17 protein-coding genes are annotated in these 16,757 nt (G+C 67.0%); 5 read left to right on the plus strand and 12 right to left on the minus strand.

Annotation, left to right across the window (positions count from 1 at the left end):
• Positions 1-9: 9 nt before the first annotated feature.
• Genes AC1RP5_RS17145 through AC1RP5_RS17155 form a run of 3 tightly spaced genes read right to left on the minus strand, consistent with a single transcriptional unit; the run spans position 10 to position 2,148 of the window.
• On the minus strand, positions 10-747 hold the full coding sequence (locus AC1RP5_RS17145) for an N-acetylmuramoyl-L-alanine amidase (RefSeq protein WP_493112475.1): 738 nt from the start codon (positions 745-747) through the stop codon (positions 10-12).
• Positions 704-1,408 (minus strand): TerB family tellurite resistance protein, encoded by a 705-nt coding sequence (locus tag AC1RP5_RS17150; protein WP_493112477.1) that lies wholly within the window; start codon positions 1,406-1,408, stop codon positions 704-706. The genes AC1RP5_RS17145 and AC1RP5_RS17150 overlap by 44 nt, the downstream gene beginning before the upstream one ends.
• A gap of 8 nt (positions 1,409-1,416) precedes the next feature.
• Entirely contained in the window at positions 1,417-2,148 is a 732-nt protein-coding gene (locus tag AC1RP5_RS17155) for a sulfite exporter TauE/SafE family protein (protein WP_493112479.1), read from the minus strand.
• Positions 2,149-2,205: 57 nt separating this feature from the next.
• Between AC1RP5_RS17155 and uvrB the strand changes: the two genes are divergently transcribed.
• From uvrB to AC1RP5_RS17175, 4 genes are all read left to right on the plus strand, one after another.
• Positions 2,206-4,401 (plus strand): excinuclease ABC subunit UvrB, encoded by a 2,196-nt coding sequence (gene uvrB / locus AC1RP5_RS17160; protein WP_493112481.1) that lies wholly within the window; start codon positions 2,206-2,208, stop codon positions 4,399-4,401.
• 10 nt (positions 4,402-4,411) lie between these two features.
• Positions 4,412-5,248: an alpha/beta hydrolase family protein gene (locus AC1RP5_RS17165; RefSeq protein WP_493112483.1), complete on the plus strand. Its 837-nt coding sequence runs from the start codon at positions 4,412-4,414 to the stop codon at positions 5,246-5,248.
• A 20-nt stretch (positions 5,249-5,268) separates the two neighbouring features.
• Positions 5,269-6,474 carry an MFS transporter gene (locus tag AC1RP5_RS17170; protein ID WP_493112485.1) on the plus strand — a complete coding sequence of 402 codons (1,206 nt, stop codon included), beginning with the start codon at positions 5,269-5,271 and terminating at the stop codon, positions 6,472-6,474.
• A gap of 118 nt (positions 6,475-6,592) precedes the next feature.
• On the plus strand, positions 6,593-7,540 hold the full coding sequence (locus AC1RP5_RS17175) for a hypothetical protein (protein ID WP_493112486.1): 948 nt from the start codon (positions 6,593-6,595) through the stop codon (positions 7,538-7,540).
• Between the two features lie 3 nt (positions 7,541-7,543).
• Here the strand turns inward: AC1RP5_RS17175 and AC1RP5_RS17180 are convergent, their stop codons facing one another.
• Genes AC1RP5_RS17180 through AC1RP5_RS17195 form a run of 4 tightly spaced genes read right to left on the minus strand, consistent with a single transcriptional unit; the run spans position 7,544 to position 10,563 of the window.
• On the minus strand, positions 7,544-8,317 hold the full coding sequence (locus AC1RP5_RS17180) for an ABC transporter permease (RefSeq protein WP_493112488.1): 774 nt from the start codon (positions 8,315-8,317) through the stop codon (positions 7,544-7,546).
• Positions 8,314-9,054 (minus strand): ABC transporter ATP-binding protein, encoded by a 741-nt coding sequence (locus AC1RP5_RS17185; RefSeq protein WP_493112490.1) that lies wholly within the window; start codon positions 9,052-9,054, stop codon positions 8,314-8,316. The genes AC1RP5_RS17180 and AC1RP5_RS17185 overlap by 4 nt, the downstream gene beginning before the upstream one ends.
• Complete coding sequence (locus AC1RP5_RS17190) at positions 9,054-9,923, minus strand: dioxygenase family protein (protein WP_493112491.1); 870 nt, start codon at positions 9,921-9,923, stop codon at positions 9,054-9,056. Before AC1RP5_RS17190 ends, AC1RP5_RS17185 begins: the two co-directional genes overlap by 1 nt.
• 31 nt (positions 9,924-9,954) lie before the next feature.
• The gene (locus tag AC1RP5_RS17195) at positions 9,955-10,563 is read right to left on the minus strand and encodes a GNAT family N-acetyltransferase (protein ID WP_493112492.1); all 609 of its coding nucleotides are present in this window, start codon (positions 10,561-10,563) and stop codon (positions 9,955-9,957) included.
• 162 nt (positions 10,564-10,725) lie between these two features.
• On the opposite strand from AC1RP5_RS17195, the gene AC1RP5_RS17200 reads away from it, so the two are divergent.
• A complete protein-coding gene (locus AC1RP5_RS17200) occupies positions 10,726-11,523 on the plus strand; it encodes an aspartyl/asparaginyl beta-hydroxylase domain-containing protein (protein ID WP_493112494.1) in 798 nt (265 codons plus the stop codon).
• 13 nt (positions 11,524-11,536) lie between these two features.
• Here AC1RP5_RS17200 and AC1RP5_RS17205 read toward each other — a convergent pair whose 3' ends face one another.
• Genes AC1RP5_RS17205 through AC1RP5_RS17225 form a run of 5 tightly spaced genes read right to left on the minus strand, consistent with a single transcriptional unit; the run spans position 11,537 to position 16,757 of the window.
• Complete coding sequence (locus AC1RP5_RS17205; RefSeq protein ID WP_493112496.1) at positions 11,537-12,805, minus strand: M16 family metallopeptidase; 1,269 nt, start codon at positions 12,803-12,805, stop codon at positions 11,537-11,539.
• Complete coding sequence (gene thrC, locus AC1RP5_RS17210; RefSeq protein ID WP_493112498.1) at positions 12,802-14,247, minus strand: threonine synthase; 1,446 nt, start codon at positions 14,245-14,247, stop codon at positions 12,802-12,804. Before thrC ends, AC1RP5_RS17205 begins: the two co-directional genes overlap by 4 nt.
• Positions 14,248-14,259: 12 nt before the next feature.
• Positions 14,260-14,511 carry a DUF1272 domain-containing protein gene (locus AC1RP5_RS17215; RefSeq protein ID WP_216964385.1) on the minus strand — a complete coding sequence of 84 codons (252 nt, stop codon included), beginning with the start codon at positions 14,509-14,511 and terminating at the stop codon, positions 14,260-14,262.
• 15 nt (positions 14,512-14,526) lie between these two features.
• A complete protein-coding gene (locus AC1RP5_RS17220) occupies positions 14,527-16,023 on the minus strand; it encodes a carboxypeptidase M32 (protein ID WP_493112499.1) in 1,497 nt (498 codons plus the stop codon).
• Positions 16,020-16,757, minus strand: a complete 738-nt coding sequence (locus tag AC1RP5_RS17225; protein ID WP_493112501.1) for an SURF1 family protein — start codon at positions 16,755-16,757, stop codon at positions 16,020-16,022. The genes AC1RP5_RS17220 and AC1RP5_RS17225 overlap by 4 nt, the downstream gene beginning before the upstream one ends.

Genomic DNA, 16,757 nt, shown 5'->3' on the forward strand with positions numbered 1-16,757 from the left:
GGCGCCTGACTAGGCCGCTCGCCCCAGCGGGTCAAGCAGACCGGCCAGCAGGGAGCGCGTCTCGGGGTCGATCATGCCGTCGACCTGCGCCGGCCGGTAATGGCGCTGGAACGCCTTCACGATCTCCTTGGGCGGCACCGCGAGCGGCGGTGCGTAGCCAAACCGCTGCAGCGCCTTGTGGAAGTCGCCATCGAGCGGACGCGTACCGGCCTTCGGCCAGAGACCGATCCCCTGCCCCGCCAGCGTCTTCCACGGGAAGCGGCGACCCGGATCGATCTTGCGCTGCGGGGCGATGTCGGAATGGCCGACAACGTTGCGCGGCTCGATCGCGGGATGGCGCGCGAGGATCTCGCGGCACAGTTCGATGAGCGCCTCGACCTGCTGCGCCGGATAATCATGGCGATCGCCGTGCAGGTTCACGATCTCGATGCCGATCGACGTGCCGTTCAAGGTCTCGCGGCCGCGCCACCACGATTTGCCGGCATGCCAGGCGGTGCGATCCTCCGGCACGAGACGATAGGCCGTGCCGTCGAGGTCCAACACATAGTGGGAACTGACGCGATGCTCGCGTGTGCCGTCACGCAGGATGTCGAGCGACTCCTGCAGCGGAAGTTCGGTGTAGTGCAGGACGAGGATGTCGACGCTCGTGCCCTCGGGCCTCGGTGCATGATTGGGCGACGGCAGGTCGACGAACTTCACGCGCTCAGGCCACTGGCACGAGACCGCGCTGCCTGCGCAGCCGGTCATAGGCATCGTTGATCAAAGCGAGCTTGCGATTGGCCACCGCGATCGCCTCTTCCGGCAGGCCCTGCGCCATCAGCCTGTCGGGATGGTTGGCGCGAACCTGCCGCAGCCAGGCTTCGCGGATCTGCTCGTCGGTCGCCAGCGGATCGATGCCCAGCACGACGCAGGGCTCGCATTCCATCACGCCAAGTGCTGCGGCCTTCGCACGCTCGAAGCGCGAACTCGGCAGGCCGAAGATACTCGCGACTTTCACGAGATAGTCGGCTTCGGCAGCGTCGATCTTGCCGTCGGCCTGCGCGATGCTGAACAGGCCTTCGATGACGTTCTCGAGGATCTCAGGCGCATCGGGAAACAATGCGGCCACCTGGCGGGCGTAGGTCTCGAACCCACCGGCGTCGCGCTTGGCCAGGTCGAAGAAACGCTCGACGTTCGCCTCCTCGCCCGGCGGCACCTGGAAGAAGTCGCGGAACGCCGCCCTCTCGGACTCCGACACCTCGCCATCGACCCGCGCCATCTTGGCGCCGAGCGCGATAACGCCGATCGTGAAGCCGATCTGACGCAGGCCGGGATGACCGCCATCGTCGGCCGGCGGCGAGGACAGGCCGAGCAGCTCGGCAATGCCGAGGCCGTTCATGCCTTCCACGATCCTGTCCCAGATCCTCATGCCGAGCCTTATACCACCAAGGAGCCGATCGCGACGCAGACCAGAAGGACCAACGCAAGGCGACGATAGAAGCTCTCGCTGGCCAGCGGAAACAGGCGCTCGCCAAGGACGCCGCCCAGCATGACGGCCGGCGCCAGGAACAGGCCCTGCACGCCCGTGCTCCAGCCGATCAGGTCGCGTGACGCGAACGATGTCAGGGCCAGCAGATCGACGAACACGAAATAGGTGGTGAGATTGGCTCGCACCTTCGCCGCCGGGTCGCTGCCCGCGAGATAATAGAAAGCGATCGGCGGTCCGGCCATGCCCGACAGCCCGTTCAGGAAGCCACTGATTCCGCCGGCCGTCAGGGTCGCCAGGGTGTTGGGCTTGCCGGAAAAGCGCCAACCGCTCGCCAGCAGCAGAACGGCACTCAGCACGATGAGCGAGATCCCCCACCGCATCGGCTCGGGCTCGACGAGGGTCAGCGTATGGGTACCGAACGGCACCCCGACGGCCGCCGCCAGCAGCAGCAGGCCGATGCGCCGCCAGTCGACCAGCGGCAGGACCCGTGGAACCAGAGGTAGCGCCACGGCAATTTCCAGCAGGAGGCAGAGCGCGACACCGACCGCCGGCCCGTAAAGCGCTGAAAATATTGGCGTCATCAGCATCGCGGCGCCAAAACCGGCGAAACCGCGCACCATGCCTGCAATGCAGGCAACGACAGCAGAAATCAGGAACGGAACGGTCAACAGGTCGGGCATCGGGGGCCGGACGCTAGCATTGCCGGACCGGCATGCGAGCATCATATAATGGAGGCCATGCCCTCAAAGAATCTCGCGGTTTCGGCCGTCCCGCTCCACATGCCGTACATCCAGCGGCGGCCGGAACTCGAAGGCATCTCGTCCAAGCCCTTCAAGCTGGTGTCGGACTACACGCCGGCCGGCGACCAGCCGGAAGCGATCAAGCAGCTCATCGCCGGGGTCGAAGGCGGCGAGCGCGACCAGGTGCTGCTGGGCGTCACGGGCTCAGGCAAGACCTTCACCATGGCCAACGTCATCGCGAGCCAGGGTCGGCCGGCGCTGGTGATGGCGCCCAACAAGACGTTGGCCGCGCAGCTCTACAGCGAGATGAAGGGCTTCTTTCCCGACAACGCCGTCGAATACTTCGTGTCGTATTACGACTACTACCAGCCCGAAGCCTACGTGCCGCGCACCGACACCTTCATCGAGAAGGATTCGTCGATCAACGAGCAGATCGACCGCATGCGCCACTCCGCGACGCGTGCGCTGATGGAGCGCGACGACGTGATCATCGTGGCGTCGGTCTCCTGCATCTACGGTATCGGTCCGCTCGAGAACTACCAGGCGATGACCTTCCGCCTGCACAAGGGCCAGAAGATCGACCGCACCTCCCTGCTCCGCCGCTTCGTCGAGCAGCAGTACAAGCGCAACGACAATGCGTTCCAGCGCGGCACCTTCCGCGTGCGCGGCGACACGATCGACCTGTTCCCGGCCCACTACGAAGACAAGGCGTGGCGCTTCGAGATGTTTGGCGATGAGATCGAATCGATCACCGAGTTCGATCCGCTGACCGGCGACAAGACGATCTCGCTATCCGACATCATCGTCTATGCCAACAGCCACTACGTCACGCCGAAGCCGACGATGCAGAAGGCGATCGACCAGATAAAAGCCGACCTCAAGCAGCGCCTGGAAGAATTCAATCGCGCCGGCCGCCTGCTCGAAGCACAGCGCCTCGAACAGCGCACGCTGTTCGACATCGAGATGCTGGAAACCACCGGCTCGTGCGCCGGCATCGAAAACTATTCGCGCTATCTCACCGGCCGCAAGCCGGGTGAGCCGCCGCCCACCCTGTTCGAATACTTCCCCGAGAATTCGCTGCTGATCTGCGACGAGAGCCACGTCACGGTGCCGCAGATCGGCGGCATGTTCCGCGGCGACTTCAACCGCAAGAGCGTGCTGGCCGAGTTCGGCTTCCGCCTGCCCTCCGCGATCGACAACCGGCCGCTGAAGTTCGAGGAATGGGAGGCGCTGCGCCCGCAGACGACCTATGTCAGCGCGACGCCCGGCGACTGGGAGATGGAGCGCACCCACGGCACCTTCATCGAGCAGGTCATCCGTCCGACCGGGCTGATCGATCCGACCGTCTTGATCAGGCCGGTGGAGAAGCAGGTCGACGACCTGATTGCCGAGTGCAAGGACTGCGCGAAGAAGGGTCAGCGCGTGCTGGTCACCGTTCTGACCAAGCGCATGGCCGAGGATCTCGTTGAGTACATGCACGAGTCCGGCATCCGCTGCCGCTACCTGCATTCCGACATCGACACCCTGGAGCGCATCGAGATCATCCGCGACCTGCGGCTCGGCGCCTTCGACGTGCTGGTCGGCATCAACCTGCTGCGCGAGGGCCTCGACATTCCCGAATGCGCGCTGGTCGCCATCCTCGATGCCGACAAGGAAGGCTTCCTGCGCTCGCCGACCTCGCTGGTGCAGACGATCGGCCGCGCCGCACGCAACGTCGAGGGCCGCGTCATCCTCTATGCCGACAAGATGACGGACTCGATCAAGTACGCGATGGCCGAGACCGACCGCCGTCGCGCCAAGCAGACCGCCTACAACGAGAAGCACGGCATCACGCCCGCCTCGGTGAAGCGCAACATCGCCGAAATCCTGCAGTCGACCGCCGAGCGCGACCACTACACGGTCGATACCGGCGTGTCGGGCGACGTCCATCTGGTCGGGCACAATCTGCGCACCCACATCGCGGAGCTCGAGAAGCGCATGCGCGCCGCTGCCGCCGATCTCGAATTCGAGGAGGCCGGCCGCCTGCGTGACGAGATCCGCCGCCTCGAGGCGCACGAGCTGGAACTGCCAGGCCAAGCCGCCAGCGCCAATGTCGGCGTCCATCTCGGCAAGATGCAGCATTCCCGCGTCTTCCGCGGCGTTCGCACCGGTTCGGGCGGACGTGGCAAGCCCGCACGCCGCAGCGGTCGTTAGGAGACCTTCCATGCGCCTCGGCTCCCTCGCACTGCTCTTCTTCCTGCTGTGTGCGGGGCCCCTGGCTGCCCAGGAACGCGAGCAGGTCGTTCGCGTGCCCGGACCCAGTGGATCGACGCTGGTGGCCACCGTGATGCGCCCGCCCGGCGAGGCGCGTCATCCGCTGGTGGTCATCAACCACGGATCGCCGGCCGACGGCTCGCAGCGCCCCAAAATGGACCGGCCTCGTTATTCGGCCCTGTCGTCGTGGTTCCTGTCGCGCGGCTATGTCGTCGTCCTGCCGCTGCGCCGTGGCTATGGCGAGACCGGCGGCAACTGGGCCGAAGGCTACGGCTCGTGCGACCTCGCCGACTATTTCAATGCCGGTCTGCAGGGCGCCGCTGACATACAGTCCACCATCGACTTCATGCGCACCCAGCCCTATGTCGCTCCCGACCGCACGATCGTGGTCGGGCAGTCTGCCGGCGGCTGGGCGACGGTCGCACTGTCGAGCCGCAATCCGGCCGGCGTGGTGGGCATGATCAGTTTCGCCGGCGGCCGTGGCGGCCATCAGCAGCTGAAAGGCGGCGGCATGGGCAATTGCGCGCCGAGATCGCTGGTCGATGCGGCCGCGAAATACGGCGCGACTGCCCGGGTGCCGATGCTCTGGATCTACGCCGAGAACGACAGCTTCTTCGAGCCCTCTCTCGCCAAGCGAATGGCCGAGGCGTACGACGGAGCCGGCGGCAAGGCGACGTACACACCCGTCGGACCCAATGGCCGCGATGGCCACGGCCTCGCCAGTGCGGCCAACGGCAGTTCCGTCTGGTCTCCCTTGCTCGAGAGTTTCCTCGCGGGTTTGAAGTAGGTCGCTATAGTCCCGGCGCAATGTCCGCCGCCCCGACCGATCTCCGCCGCTATCTCATCGCCCTCGTTTCACTGACCCTCGTCCAGGTCGTCTCGACGATGGTGTTCAACCAGGCCTCGGTGCTGGCGCCTGCCGCCGCAGCGGAGTTCGGCATCGCCGCGGCGGACATCGCCTATTATGTGTCGATCGTCTATCTCGCGGCGATGATCTCGACCGTGGGCGGCGGCACGATCACCCGCCGGCTGGGACCGATCCGCTTCATTCAGACCGGGCTCACCATTGCCGCGCTCGGCTCCTTCGTCTTCGCCACCGGCGGCGTGGCGATGGCCGCGCTCTCGGCCTTCATCGTCGGACTGGGCTCGGGCCCACTCACCATCGCCAGCTCGCATATCCTGGCGCGTGTCTCGCCGCCGCGCCTCGCTAACGTAACCTTCTCGCTGAAGCAGAGCGGCGTGCCGCTGGGCTTCGCGATCTGCGGCGCGGTGCTGCCGACCCTGGCCCTCGATTTCGGCTGGCGCTGGGCCGCGGCCGCCGTCGCCATCCTCTCGATCGCGGCGGCGATCGCCATCCAACCGCTGCGCGGTCTCTATGACGACGAGCGCATCGGCGGCAAGGCACGCCTGCCGACGCTGGCCGAAATATTTGAACCGCTGCAGCTCGCCTGGCGCGATCCGATCCTGAGGCCGATGTGCTTCATCGGCATGCTGTTCTCGGCCACGCAGGCGATCGTCGTGAATTTCACCGTCGTCTACGCGGTCGACGGCCTGCAGATGTCCTACGTGCTGGCGGGCGCGCTTCTGTCAGCCGCGACGGTTGCAGGCGCCTTCGGCCGCATCTTCTGGGGGGCGCTGGCCGACCTGCTGCGCCGGCCCTCGGCGGTGCTGGCCGGCATCGGCGCCATCATCGCGATCGCCGCGACGACGATGTCCTTCTCGACGCCGGCCTGGCCGACAACCGCCGTCTACATCGTCTGCACGATCCTGGGCGGCACGGCGGTCGGCTGGAACGGCGTGTTCATCGCCGAAAGCGCCTCGCGGGCGCCGCCGGGACGGGCCGCCGAGTTCACCGGCGCCACGCAGCTCTTCGTATTCTGCGGCGCGCTGCTCTCGCCGCTCCTGTTCCGCACCGTTCTGGCGATCACGAATGCCTACGAAGCAGGCTACCTCCTGCTGGCCGCGGGCGTTGCGACGGCATCGTTCTTCCTGGGCCGGGCGGCGATGCGCTGAAGGCGAGCCGGTCCCGATGCAAATTGCGGTGCGCAACACTGCGGAAATCGGCTATTCCCAAGGTTGTATGCCGTGGAATTCGTGGGTCTTCCACGGTGCGTGGCGTCGGGAGCGTAGCGTGGCGCGAGACATAGACCGGAAGCTGCGGCTAACCGCTTCCCTGTTGGGCACGGTCACGCGCAAGGATCTCGCGGCGGCGTTCCGCACCGTCAACGTCAACACATCGTTCGATGTCGGACGGGCCGACAAGTGGCTGCAGGGCCGGGCGCGGCCGCGCGAACTCTCGATCTACGACGATTGGGCGAAGGTACTCGACCTCTCCCGCCCAGGCCGCTGGGTCGCCGACTGCGAGGCCGACGAATTCCTCCAGGAGATTTGCGCCCGTCATCATCGCGACCCGGCCGAGCTTCGACGCCTGGCCGAGGAGTCCGCCGCCCCGGCGGCCCGGCAAGCGCCCGGGCTGGCACTCGATGGCACCTATGCCTGCTATTCCCATTCCTGGTCGCCCTATTTCCGCGGCCGGTTGGTGCGCGGCGAACTCTCGATCGCCTCGACGAACGCGACGCAGCGAATGACCGCGCGCTATGTCGAGGCGCTGCCGACCGGACCGATGGCGCTCGACGGCACCGCAGCGCTCAGCACGAACGACCTGCGCCTCGAAGTGCGCGATCCCACGGGATCAGCCCAGCTCCTGAGCTTCTGCCTCTTCGCGCCCTCACCGCCCGCGAGCGTGCTGGGCGGCTTCATGGTGGGCACGCCGCTGATCGGCCCGGACGCCCAGCCCTCCGTCACGCGCGTCGTCATGGTGAGACTGCCCTCGCCCAGCCCGCGGCTGCGGTCGATGGAGGCCTATCTGCCGGCGCAAGGCTCCATTGCGGCCGACCTGACCGCGATCGGCCTGCCCATCGAGGACACCGCCGCCGTGGACCGGCTCATGGCCAGGTTCCTCTTCGGAAAGAGTGACGGCGTCGACCAGGCGCCGGCCGCCATCTACCGCGCGCTGATCGACCTTTTCGACCGGAGCTGGCTGTCCATCAGCACTGCGCCGCGCACCCGGCGGGCCTAGAGGTCAGTCCTCGGAGAGCGCGCTTTCGTGCCAGCGGCGCAGCAGCAGGTACGACAGCAGCGACAGGAGAAGGTAGATCGCGATGCCAGCCAGCGAGATGAGCACCAAGGCCGCGAACATGCGCGGGATCTTGAGCTGATAGCCCGATTCGAGAATGCGGTAGGCCAGCCCCGACTCCCGCCCGCCCGAACCCGCGACGAACTCAGCCACGACGGCGCCGATCAGTGCCAACCCGCCTGAAATGCGGAGCCCTCCCAGGAAATACGGCAAGGCCGCCGGCAGGCGCAGCGTGACCAGCGTGCGCCAGCGGCCCGCCTCGTACAGCTCGAACAGATCGAGCAGGTTGCGGTCGACCGACCGCAATCCCAGCACCGTGTTCGAGAGAATCGGGAAGAAAGCCACCAGCCACGCGCAGATCAGCAGCGAGACGTTGACGTTGTCGACCCAGGCGATGATCAGCGGCGCAATGGCCACGATCGGCGTCACCTGGAGAATGATGGCATAGGGAAAAAGCGACAGCTCGACCCAACGCGACAGCGAGAACAGCACCGCCAGCAGCACCCCAACCACGACCGCGGCCGCCAGCGCCAGCACGGTGACGCGCAAGGTGACGACCAGCGCGGGCCACAGCGTCGACCAGTCGCTCACCAGCGTCGTCGCCACCACGATCGGGCCGGGCAGGATGTAGGGCTCGATCGCCATCGCGCGGACGAGGATTTCCCACGCCGCGAGCATGACGATGCCCATCAGGATCGGCGCCACGATGCGAGCGCTCATGATGCCGCCATCGCTTCCGAGAGTTGCGCAGAAACCAGGCGGCAGAGTGCTGCATAGTCGGCGGAGGTGCCGAAGGCTTCGGTGCGCGGATAAGGCGCCGGAATGGCGAGTTCGGAGCGGACGCGACCGGGATGCGCACTCATCACGGCGATGCGCTGCGACAGGAACACCGATTCGAACACCGAGTGCGTCACGAACACCGCGGTGAAGCGCGTGCGCTGCCACAGTTCCAGCAGGTCAGTGTTGAGCTTGCGCCGCGTGATCTCGTCGAGGGCGGCGAACGGCTCGTCCATCAGCAGAAGCTTGGGCGCCGTGACCAACGCCCGCGCGATCGACACGCGCATCTTCATGCCGCCCGACAGTTCTCGCGGATAGCTCCTCTCGAAACCCTGGAGGCCGACGCCGGCAAGCGCCTCGGCGGCGCGCGCCTCGCGCTCGGACCGCGCCTCGCCGCGCAGCTTGAGCGGCAGCGCGACGTTGGCCAGTGCCGTCGTCCACGGCATCAGTGTGGGCTCCTGGAAGACGAAGCCGATATCGGGCCGGCCCTGCGGCCATTCGATCGTGCCCGCGCTCGGCTCCGCGAGGCCCGCGATCAGACGGAGAAGCGTCGACTTTCCGCAGCCCGAGGGGCCCAGCACGCTCAGGAATTCGCCGGCCTCAACATCGAGCGATGCGGCGCCCAGTGCCTGGACACCGCTCGTGAAGACCTTGGAGACGTCGCGGGCGCGGACGAGCATCAACCCGGCGGCAAGGTCAGGTCGAGCCGGGTCGCCCAGACCGGCAGGGGCAGCGTGTCACGCGCCGCAAGGTTGGCGGGCAGCGCGGCGCGGTCCGTCACCTTACCGAAGGGCAGGACGAGGCCGGCACGGACGCCGAACACGGCATCGCCGTCGAGATGCTCGTCGTCTTCCGGGAAGAACTCGGTGATCAGCGGCGCATGGCCTGGCGCCTGAATAATCATGTGCAGATGGGCCGGCCGCCACGCGTCACGTCCCAGCACGCGCAGCATGTCGCCGGCCGGGCCGTCATCCGGCACCTTGTAGGAAACCGGCCGCACGGTGGTGAAGGCGAAGGTGCCGTCGTCGGCCACGGCGAGGCGGGCGTGATAGTTGGTCGGCGATTGCGCCGGGTCCTGCTGGGCATAGAGCGCGTTGCCGGCATTCTGCCAGAGCGCCAGCACCGTGCCCTTCGCCGGCACGCCCTTCCCGTCGACCACGCGACCGCTCACGACCAGCGGCTCGCCGACCTGGCCACGCCACAGGTCGCCGCCATTGGGCAATTCAGGCGCGCCTTCGATGTGGAAGGGCCCGAGGACCGACGAGGGCGTGCCGGCCTTCGAGGCATTCACCATGTCGACCAGGGACGACACGCCGAGCAGGTCGGAGAACAGGATGTATTCGTTGCGCTTGTCGTCGGTGAACTTGGTGGCGCGGGTCAGCGCGTCGATGGCGGCGCCCCACTCCGCCTGCGTCACCTTGTTGTCGCGCACGAAACTGTGGAGATGCCCGGCCAGCGACGTCAGCAGCGTCCTGGCGCGGTCCGAGGGCGCATTGCGCGCATAGTCGGCGAACGCCTGGGTGATCGAGGTCGGTGTGAGATTGCGCATGCAACGCTCCTGGGGTCGGGGCTTCCGCCCGTTACCGTGGCGCCCGCAACAGCGCGTCGTAGTCCGCGCGCAGCAGCGCGAACAGCAGATGGTCGGCCCACTGGCCGTTGATCCGCAGATACTGCCGCGCCAGCCCTTCCTCGTGGAAGCCGACCTTGGTCAGGACGCCCTTGGAGGGCTCGTTGTGCGGCAGGCAGGCTGCCTCGAGCCGGTGCAGGCGGAGATCGTCGAACACGAACGGCAGGGCGGCGCGAAGACCGTCGGTCATCAGGCCCTGGCCGGCATAGGGCTGTCCCATCCAGTAGCCGACCGAGGCCGCCTGGGCGACGCCACGCCGGACGTTGCTGAGGTTGATGCCGCCCACCAGCCGGCGACCTTCATTGGTGAAGACGAACAGGCCGTAGGCTTCCCCGGCCCGCCATTCCTTGGCCTGCTGGCGCAGGCGGCGGCGGAAATGGTCCCGTGCCAGTGAATCCTCGGGCCAGGTCGGCTCCCACGGGGTGAGGAATGCCCGGCTGCGGGCTCGCAATTCAGCCCATTCCGGCCAATCGTCCATGCTGGGCGCGCGCAAAAACACGCGTTTCCCGGCAATCCGGGTCATCCCTGACAGCGACAACGGGACGTCGGCAAAACGGAACATCTTGGGCTATACTAGTGGTTCTCCGGAATTGTTGCATGTTTTCCGGGGTTTGACGTAGGAAATTGAGACTGTCCGCCGCGCCTGGCGACCCAAAGAGCCGCCGCCGTTTGGCCAAAAGGGCGTACTACATCCACTTCCTGGAAAGTCCTCGAGGCATCGGTCATGGAATCGGCTAGCAAACCCAGCGTCGGCGAAAAGGGCAGATTCTATCTGACCAAGCACATCTGGCTGCCGCAGCAGCCGCTGGAAGACTTCAACCTCAAGCTCTCGGACATGATCCTGCGGAACATGCCGAAGCTGCCGCTGGGCGGCGAGGACGCGATGAAGGTCTTCCCGGTCCTGGCCGAGCTGAAGAAGAGCCACGCCAAGATCAAGGCCGACCTCGAATACCTGCTGAGCCACCACGAAGAGATCCCCGCCCTGCACGAGGTCCATCCGCGCGACCTTTTCGTGCCGGGCCGCGCCTGGCGCACCTTCCTGCTGAAGCTGTGGGGCCATGACGTGGCGGAGAACGCCGCGGCGGTGCCGGACACGATGGCAGCCATCGGCCGCATTCCGGGCGTCCACTCCGCGCTGTTCAGCATCCTGGCCGGCCGCGCCGAGATCGAGCCGCACCGGGGCTCCGCCGCTGGCATTATCCGCTTCCACTATCCGCTGATCGTGCCGAAGGAGCCCGAGAAGTGCTGGATCGAGATCGGCGGTCACCACTTCTTCTGGAAGGAAGGCGAGCCGCTGGTGTTCGACGACACGCGCGAGCACTGGGTGAAGAACCAGACCGACGAGACGCGCGTCGTGCTGATCATCGACTTCAACGCGCCGATGCCATTCCCGATGAACCTCTACACCGGCCTGCGCTACAACCTCGTCCGCCGCAGCGCCGAGATCAAAGCCGTCATCGACCGCGCCTCCATCGGCGTCCCCCCGCGCACGGCGCAGCCCGCGCTGGCGAAGGCCGCCTAGCGCTTTTCGACGATCAGGCGGCGAGACGCGCCGCGATCTTGTCGAGCGATTCGAGGCCGTCGATCGGGCCCAGGGCGGCGAGTGTGAGTTCGCCCTTCAGCAGGCGCCGCGCGACGCGACGCACGGCATCCTGGTCGACCGCTTCGATGCGCGACACGATCTCGGCATAGGGGATCGTGCGGCCGTGGACGATCAGGTGGCGCGCCGCCTGCTCGCAGCGCGCACCGCTCGATTCCAGCGCCATCAGCGTGCCGGCCTTGATCTGGTTGCGCGCACGCACGAGTTCCTGTTCGTTCAGCGTATCGGCCACGTTCACGAATTCCTCGCACACCGCGGGCACCAGTTCGGCAAGATCGTCCTCGCCGGTGCCGGCATAGATGCCAAACAGGCCGCCATCGGCATAGGCGGTGTTGAAGCAGTGGATGCCGTAAACCAGGCCCCGCTCCTCGCGGATGCGCTGGAACAGGCGCGAGGACATGCCGCCGCCGAACAGGGTCGAGTAAATAGCCAGCGCGAAGTAGTCGGGGTCGCGATAGCCGATGCCCTCGCAGCCCAGCACCAGATGGGCCTGCTCCAGCACGCGCTGCTCGCGGCCGTCGCCGCCGACATAGGCGAGCGGCACCGGCCGCTCCGCGTTGGCCGGAGTGCGCGGCACCGAGCCGAAATGCTTCTCGGCGAGATCGACGATCTGGTCGTATTCGACGCGACCCGCGGCCGACAGGACCATGTTCGAGGCGGTGTAATGGCGCGCGAGATAGGCGAAGAGATCGTCGCGACCGATCGCCTCGACCGACGTCGCGGTGCCCAGCACCGGCCGGCCAAGCGGCTGGCCCGGCAATGCGGTCTCCTGGAACTGATCGAAGATGATGTCGTCGGGCGTGTCGAGTGCCTGGCCGATCTCCTGCAGGATGACGCCGCGCTCGCGCTGCAGCTCGTCGGGATCGAATACCGAATTGCGCAGGATGTCGGAGACCATCTCGACACCGAGCGCCACGTCTTCCTTCAGGACGGAGGCATGGTAGGCGGTGATCTCGCGCCCCGTATAGGCGTTCAGGCTGCCGCCGACATTCTCGATCTCTTCGGCAATGGCGCGTGCACTGCGCGTCCGCGTGCCCTTGAAAGCCATGTGCTCCAGCATGTGGGCCATGCCGTTCAGTTCGGCGGTCTCGTGCCGCGTGCCACAGGCGACCCAGATGCCGAGCGAGGCCGATTCGACCTCGGGCATCGCGTCGACGGCGACGCGCAGGCCGTTGCCGAGCGTCGTAACCTTCACATTGCTCACGTGCGGACCTTGCCTCTGGTTGCGGGCGCGGCGGCCATTTCCCGGCGTTCATCGATCATGGACTTGAGTGCGCCAGCGTCGTTCAGCAGACCGTCGGCGCGCTCGGTGCGCTCCAGCAGGTCGGCAAGGCGCGCCGGCAGCGGCGGCCGCTTGCCGGTGGCCTTCTCGACGGCGTCGGGGAACTTGGCGGGATGCGCGGTCGACAGCACGACCATCGGGATGGCGGCATCGCGGCGATGCTGCTGGGCCAGAGCATAGCCTACGGCGGTGTGCGGATCGATCGTCTCGCCGAAGCGCTCGAGGCAATCCTTCATGGCCGCGAGCGTGCCCGCATCGTCGACCCGTCCCGCATCGAAGAGCTCACGCACATCCGCCAGGACGTTGTCGCCGACCTTGAGCGTGCCGGTGCGGCGGAAGTCGGTCATGGCCTCGGCCAGCGCGCGGCCGTCGCGGTCGTAGAGGTCGAACAGCAGGCGCTCGAAGTTGCTCGAGATCTGGATGTCCATGCTCGGACTCAAGGTCGGGACGACCTCGGAGGTCGTCATGGTACCGCTCTCGAAGAAGCGTGCGAGGATGTCGTTGCTGTTGGCGCCGACCACGAAGTGCGAGATCGGCAGGCCCATCTGCTTGGCGGCGTAGCCGGCATAGACGTTGCCGAAATTGCCGCTGGGCACGCTGAACGCCACGGGACGTTCCGGCGCGCCGAGCTTAAGTGCGGCCCAGAAGTAATAGACGATCTGCGCCATCACGCGCGCGAAGTTGATCGAGTTCACTGCCGTCAGCGCGTGGCGATCGCGGAACTCGAGATCGTTGAAGCAGGCCTTGGCGAGATCCTGGCAATCGTCGAACGTGCCCTGGACAGCGATGTTGTGGACGTTGGCCGCCAGCACCGTCGTCATCTGCCGCCGCTGGACCTCGCTCACGCGGCCCTTGGGGAACAGCATGAAGATGTCGATGGTCTTGCGATCGCGCACCGCCTCGATCGCGGCCGAGCCGGTGTCGCCCGAGGTGGCGCCGACGATGGTCGCGTGCTGGCCGCGCGCCGTCAGCGTCTGGTCGAGCATGCGGCCGAGGAGCTGCAGTGCCACGTCCTTGAAGGCGAGCGTCGGGCCGTGGAACAGTTCGAGCAGGTGCAGGCCTGAATCACCGAGCGGCTTCAGCGGCGCGACCTCGGGCGTCTCGAACGAGGCATAGGCCTCGCCGATCAGGCGGCGGAAGGTCGCCTCGTCGAACGTATCGTCGACGAAGGGCCGCATGATGCGGAAAGCGAGCTCGGTGTAGCTCAGGCCCTTCAGGGCCGCGATCTCGGCCGTGCTGAATTGCGGCCATTCGGCCGGCAGGTACAGGCCGCCGTCGCGGGCCAGGCCGGCAAGCATGATGTCTTCGAAGCCAAGCGGCGCAGGCGTGCCCTGCGAGCCGTGGCGGGTGCTGATGTAACGCAAAGGAAACTCCGGCTAGGCGACCTGCCGACAAGCCTCATGATCCTTGCGGACCCGCTTGGTGGAGGCCGGGAACTTGGCCAACGCTTTCTCGGGGCGGGTCGGACGCTTGACCAGATCGCCACCGCAGTTCGGGCAATGACCGCCCAGCCGAGTTCGCGCGCAGTCCGCGCAGAACGTGCACTCGAAAGTGCAGATCAGGGCGTCGGACGCGCCGTTGGGCAGGTCCTTGTCGCAGCATTCGCAGTTGGGGCGGAGGTCGAGCATGAGTCCCTCTTACCCCTAGAGGTAACGGCTTTCCAGATGAGCTTTGAAGGCGGCAGCGCCCAGCGGCGCGCCGGTGGCCCCGGTCAGGATCTCGTCGGTCGTGGCGACAGAACCCTTTCCGTGAACATTCTCACGCAACCAGCCCAGCAGCGGGGCGAAATCGCCCCGGCCGATGGCGTCCATCAGGCCCGGATTGGCACGGCGCGCGGCGGCGAAGAGCTGGGCGGCCGCCAGCGCACCCAGCGTATAGGTCGGGAAATAGCCCCAGCCACCGTCGGGCCAATGGATGTCCTGCAGGCAGCCCAGCGATTCGTCCGGCGGCACGATGCCCAAAAGCTCGCGCATGCCGTCGTTCCAGGCGCCCGGCAGGTCGGCCAGCGCCAGGTCGCCCGCCAGCATCGCGCGCTCCAGCCGGTAGCGCAGCATGATGTGCAGCGGATAGGTGACCTCGTCGGCATCGACGCGGATGAAGCCCGGCGCCACGCGCGTGTAGATGCGGTGGATATTCGCTTCACTCCAGGCCGGCCCGTCCTTGCCGAAGGCCGCGCGCATGCGCGGAGCGGCGAAGGCCACGAAGGCGTCGCTGCGGCAGGCCTGCATCTCCATCAAGAGCGACTGGCTCTCGTGCAGGGTCATGCCGCGCGCATTGCCGACCGGCTGGCGGCGCCACGCCTTGGGCAGGCCGGCTTCGTAGAGGCCATGGCCGGTCTCGTGCAGCACGCCCATCAGGGCGCGCGCGAAGTCCGCCTCGTCGTAGCGCGTGGTGATGCGCACATCGTCCGACGTGCCGCCGGTGAAGGGATGCGCGGAGACGTCAAGGCGTCCGTGATGGAAGTCGAAGCCGATCTTGCGGATCAGCTCCTCGCCCAGCCGGCGCTGCGCCTCGACCGGGAACGGGCCTTCGAGCGGCAGCGGCTCGGGTTGGCTCTTCTGGCGTTCGAGCACGCGGCCGAGCAGGTCGGGCAGGAACCCGCGCAGCTCGGCAAACAGCATATCGATGCGCGCCGAACGGCCGCCCGGCTCGAATTCGTCGAGCAGCGCGTCGTAGAGCGAGGTGCCGAGAGCGGCGGCCTTGGCCTCGCCGACGCGGCGCATGATGTTCAGGACTTCGGTGAGAGTCGGCAGCAGCGACTTGAAGTCGGCATTCTTCTTGGCCGAGCGCCAGGCGAGTTCACAGGCCGAGCAGGAGCGCGTGCGCGCCTCGACCAGGTCGGACGGCAGAGCGCTTTCATGCACCCACGAGCGGCGCATCTCGCGCAGGTTGGCGGCCTGCCAGGGATCGAGCGAGGCCCTGCCCTCCTCGGCGCGTGACAGGAGATCGGGCATCTCGGGCGCGGCGATGATCTCGTGGGCGATGACGCCCAGTGCCGCGAGCTGGTCGGCGCGATCCTCGCTGGCGCCGTCCGGCATCATGGTCGAGCGGTCCCAGTTCAGGATCGCCGAGGCGCGGCCGACGGCACTCAGCCGTGCGAAGCGGCGCTCCAGCTCGGCATAGGGATCGTTGGCGATCATTTGGCCTTCCCGCGTCCGTTGATCTCGAGCCGCCCGTTCTCCCAGTGATAGGCGAGATAGACGCCGGCCAGCGCCATCGCGATCAGGAACCAGGTGATGGCGTACTGGAGATGGTCGTTGGGGATGTCGAGCCGCGTCTGGCCGCCGACCGGCACACCGCCGGGATTGGGCGTGGCGTCGGCTTCGAGGAAGAACGTATCGAGCTTCGGATCCGGCGCCGCGCCCGCCATCTTGCGCATCAGCGGCACATCGGCCTGAAACCAGACGTTCTTCTCCGGCACGTTCTCCGGCGCGAAGCGCGCCCGGATCTGCGAGCGGCGCACGATGCCGGTCAGTTCGATCTTGCCCGACGGCTGCGCCGCGGCCTGGGTCGCGGCGGCACGGTCCGGCACCCAGCCGCGATCGAACAGGACGATGCGGCCATCTTCCGTCTTGAACGGCACGATGACCTGCAGGCCGACCTTGTTCTTCAGGCTGCGTGCGGCGAGGAAGAATTCATGGCCGTGCTCAAAGGTGCCGGTGACCTTCACGCGCCCATATTCCTGACGCAGCGGATTGCCGGACAGCAACTGGTCGAGCGTCATTGCCGGCGCCGCCTGGTTGGTGGCGATGCGATCGAGGATGTCGCGTTTCCATTCGCGGCGCTCCATCTGCCACAGGCCGAGACCCAGCGAGAGCACCAGGATCGGCAGCGAGACGAGCGTGGGCCAGAAAGCGGGCCGCAGCCGGATCAT

This window comes from Reyranella sp. GW821-FHT12G01, assembly GCF_058806575.1.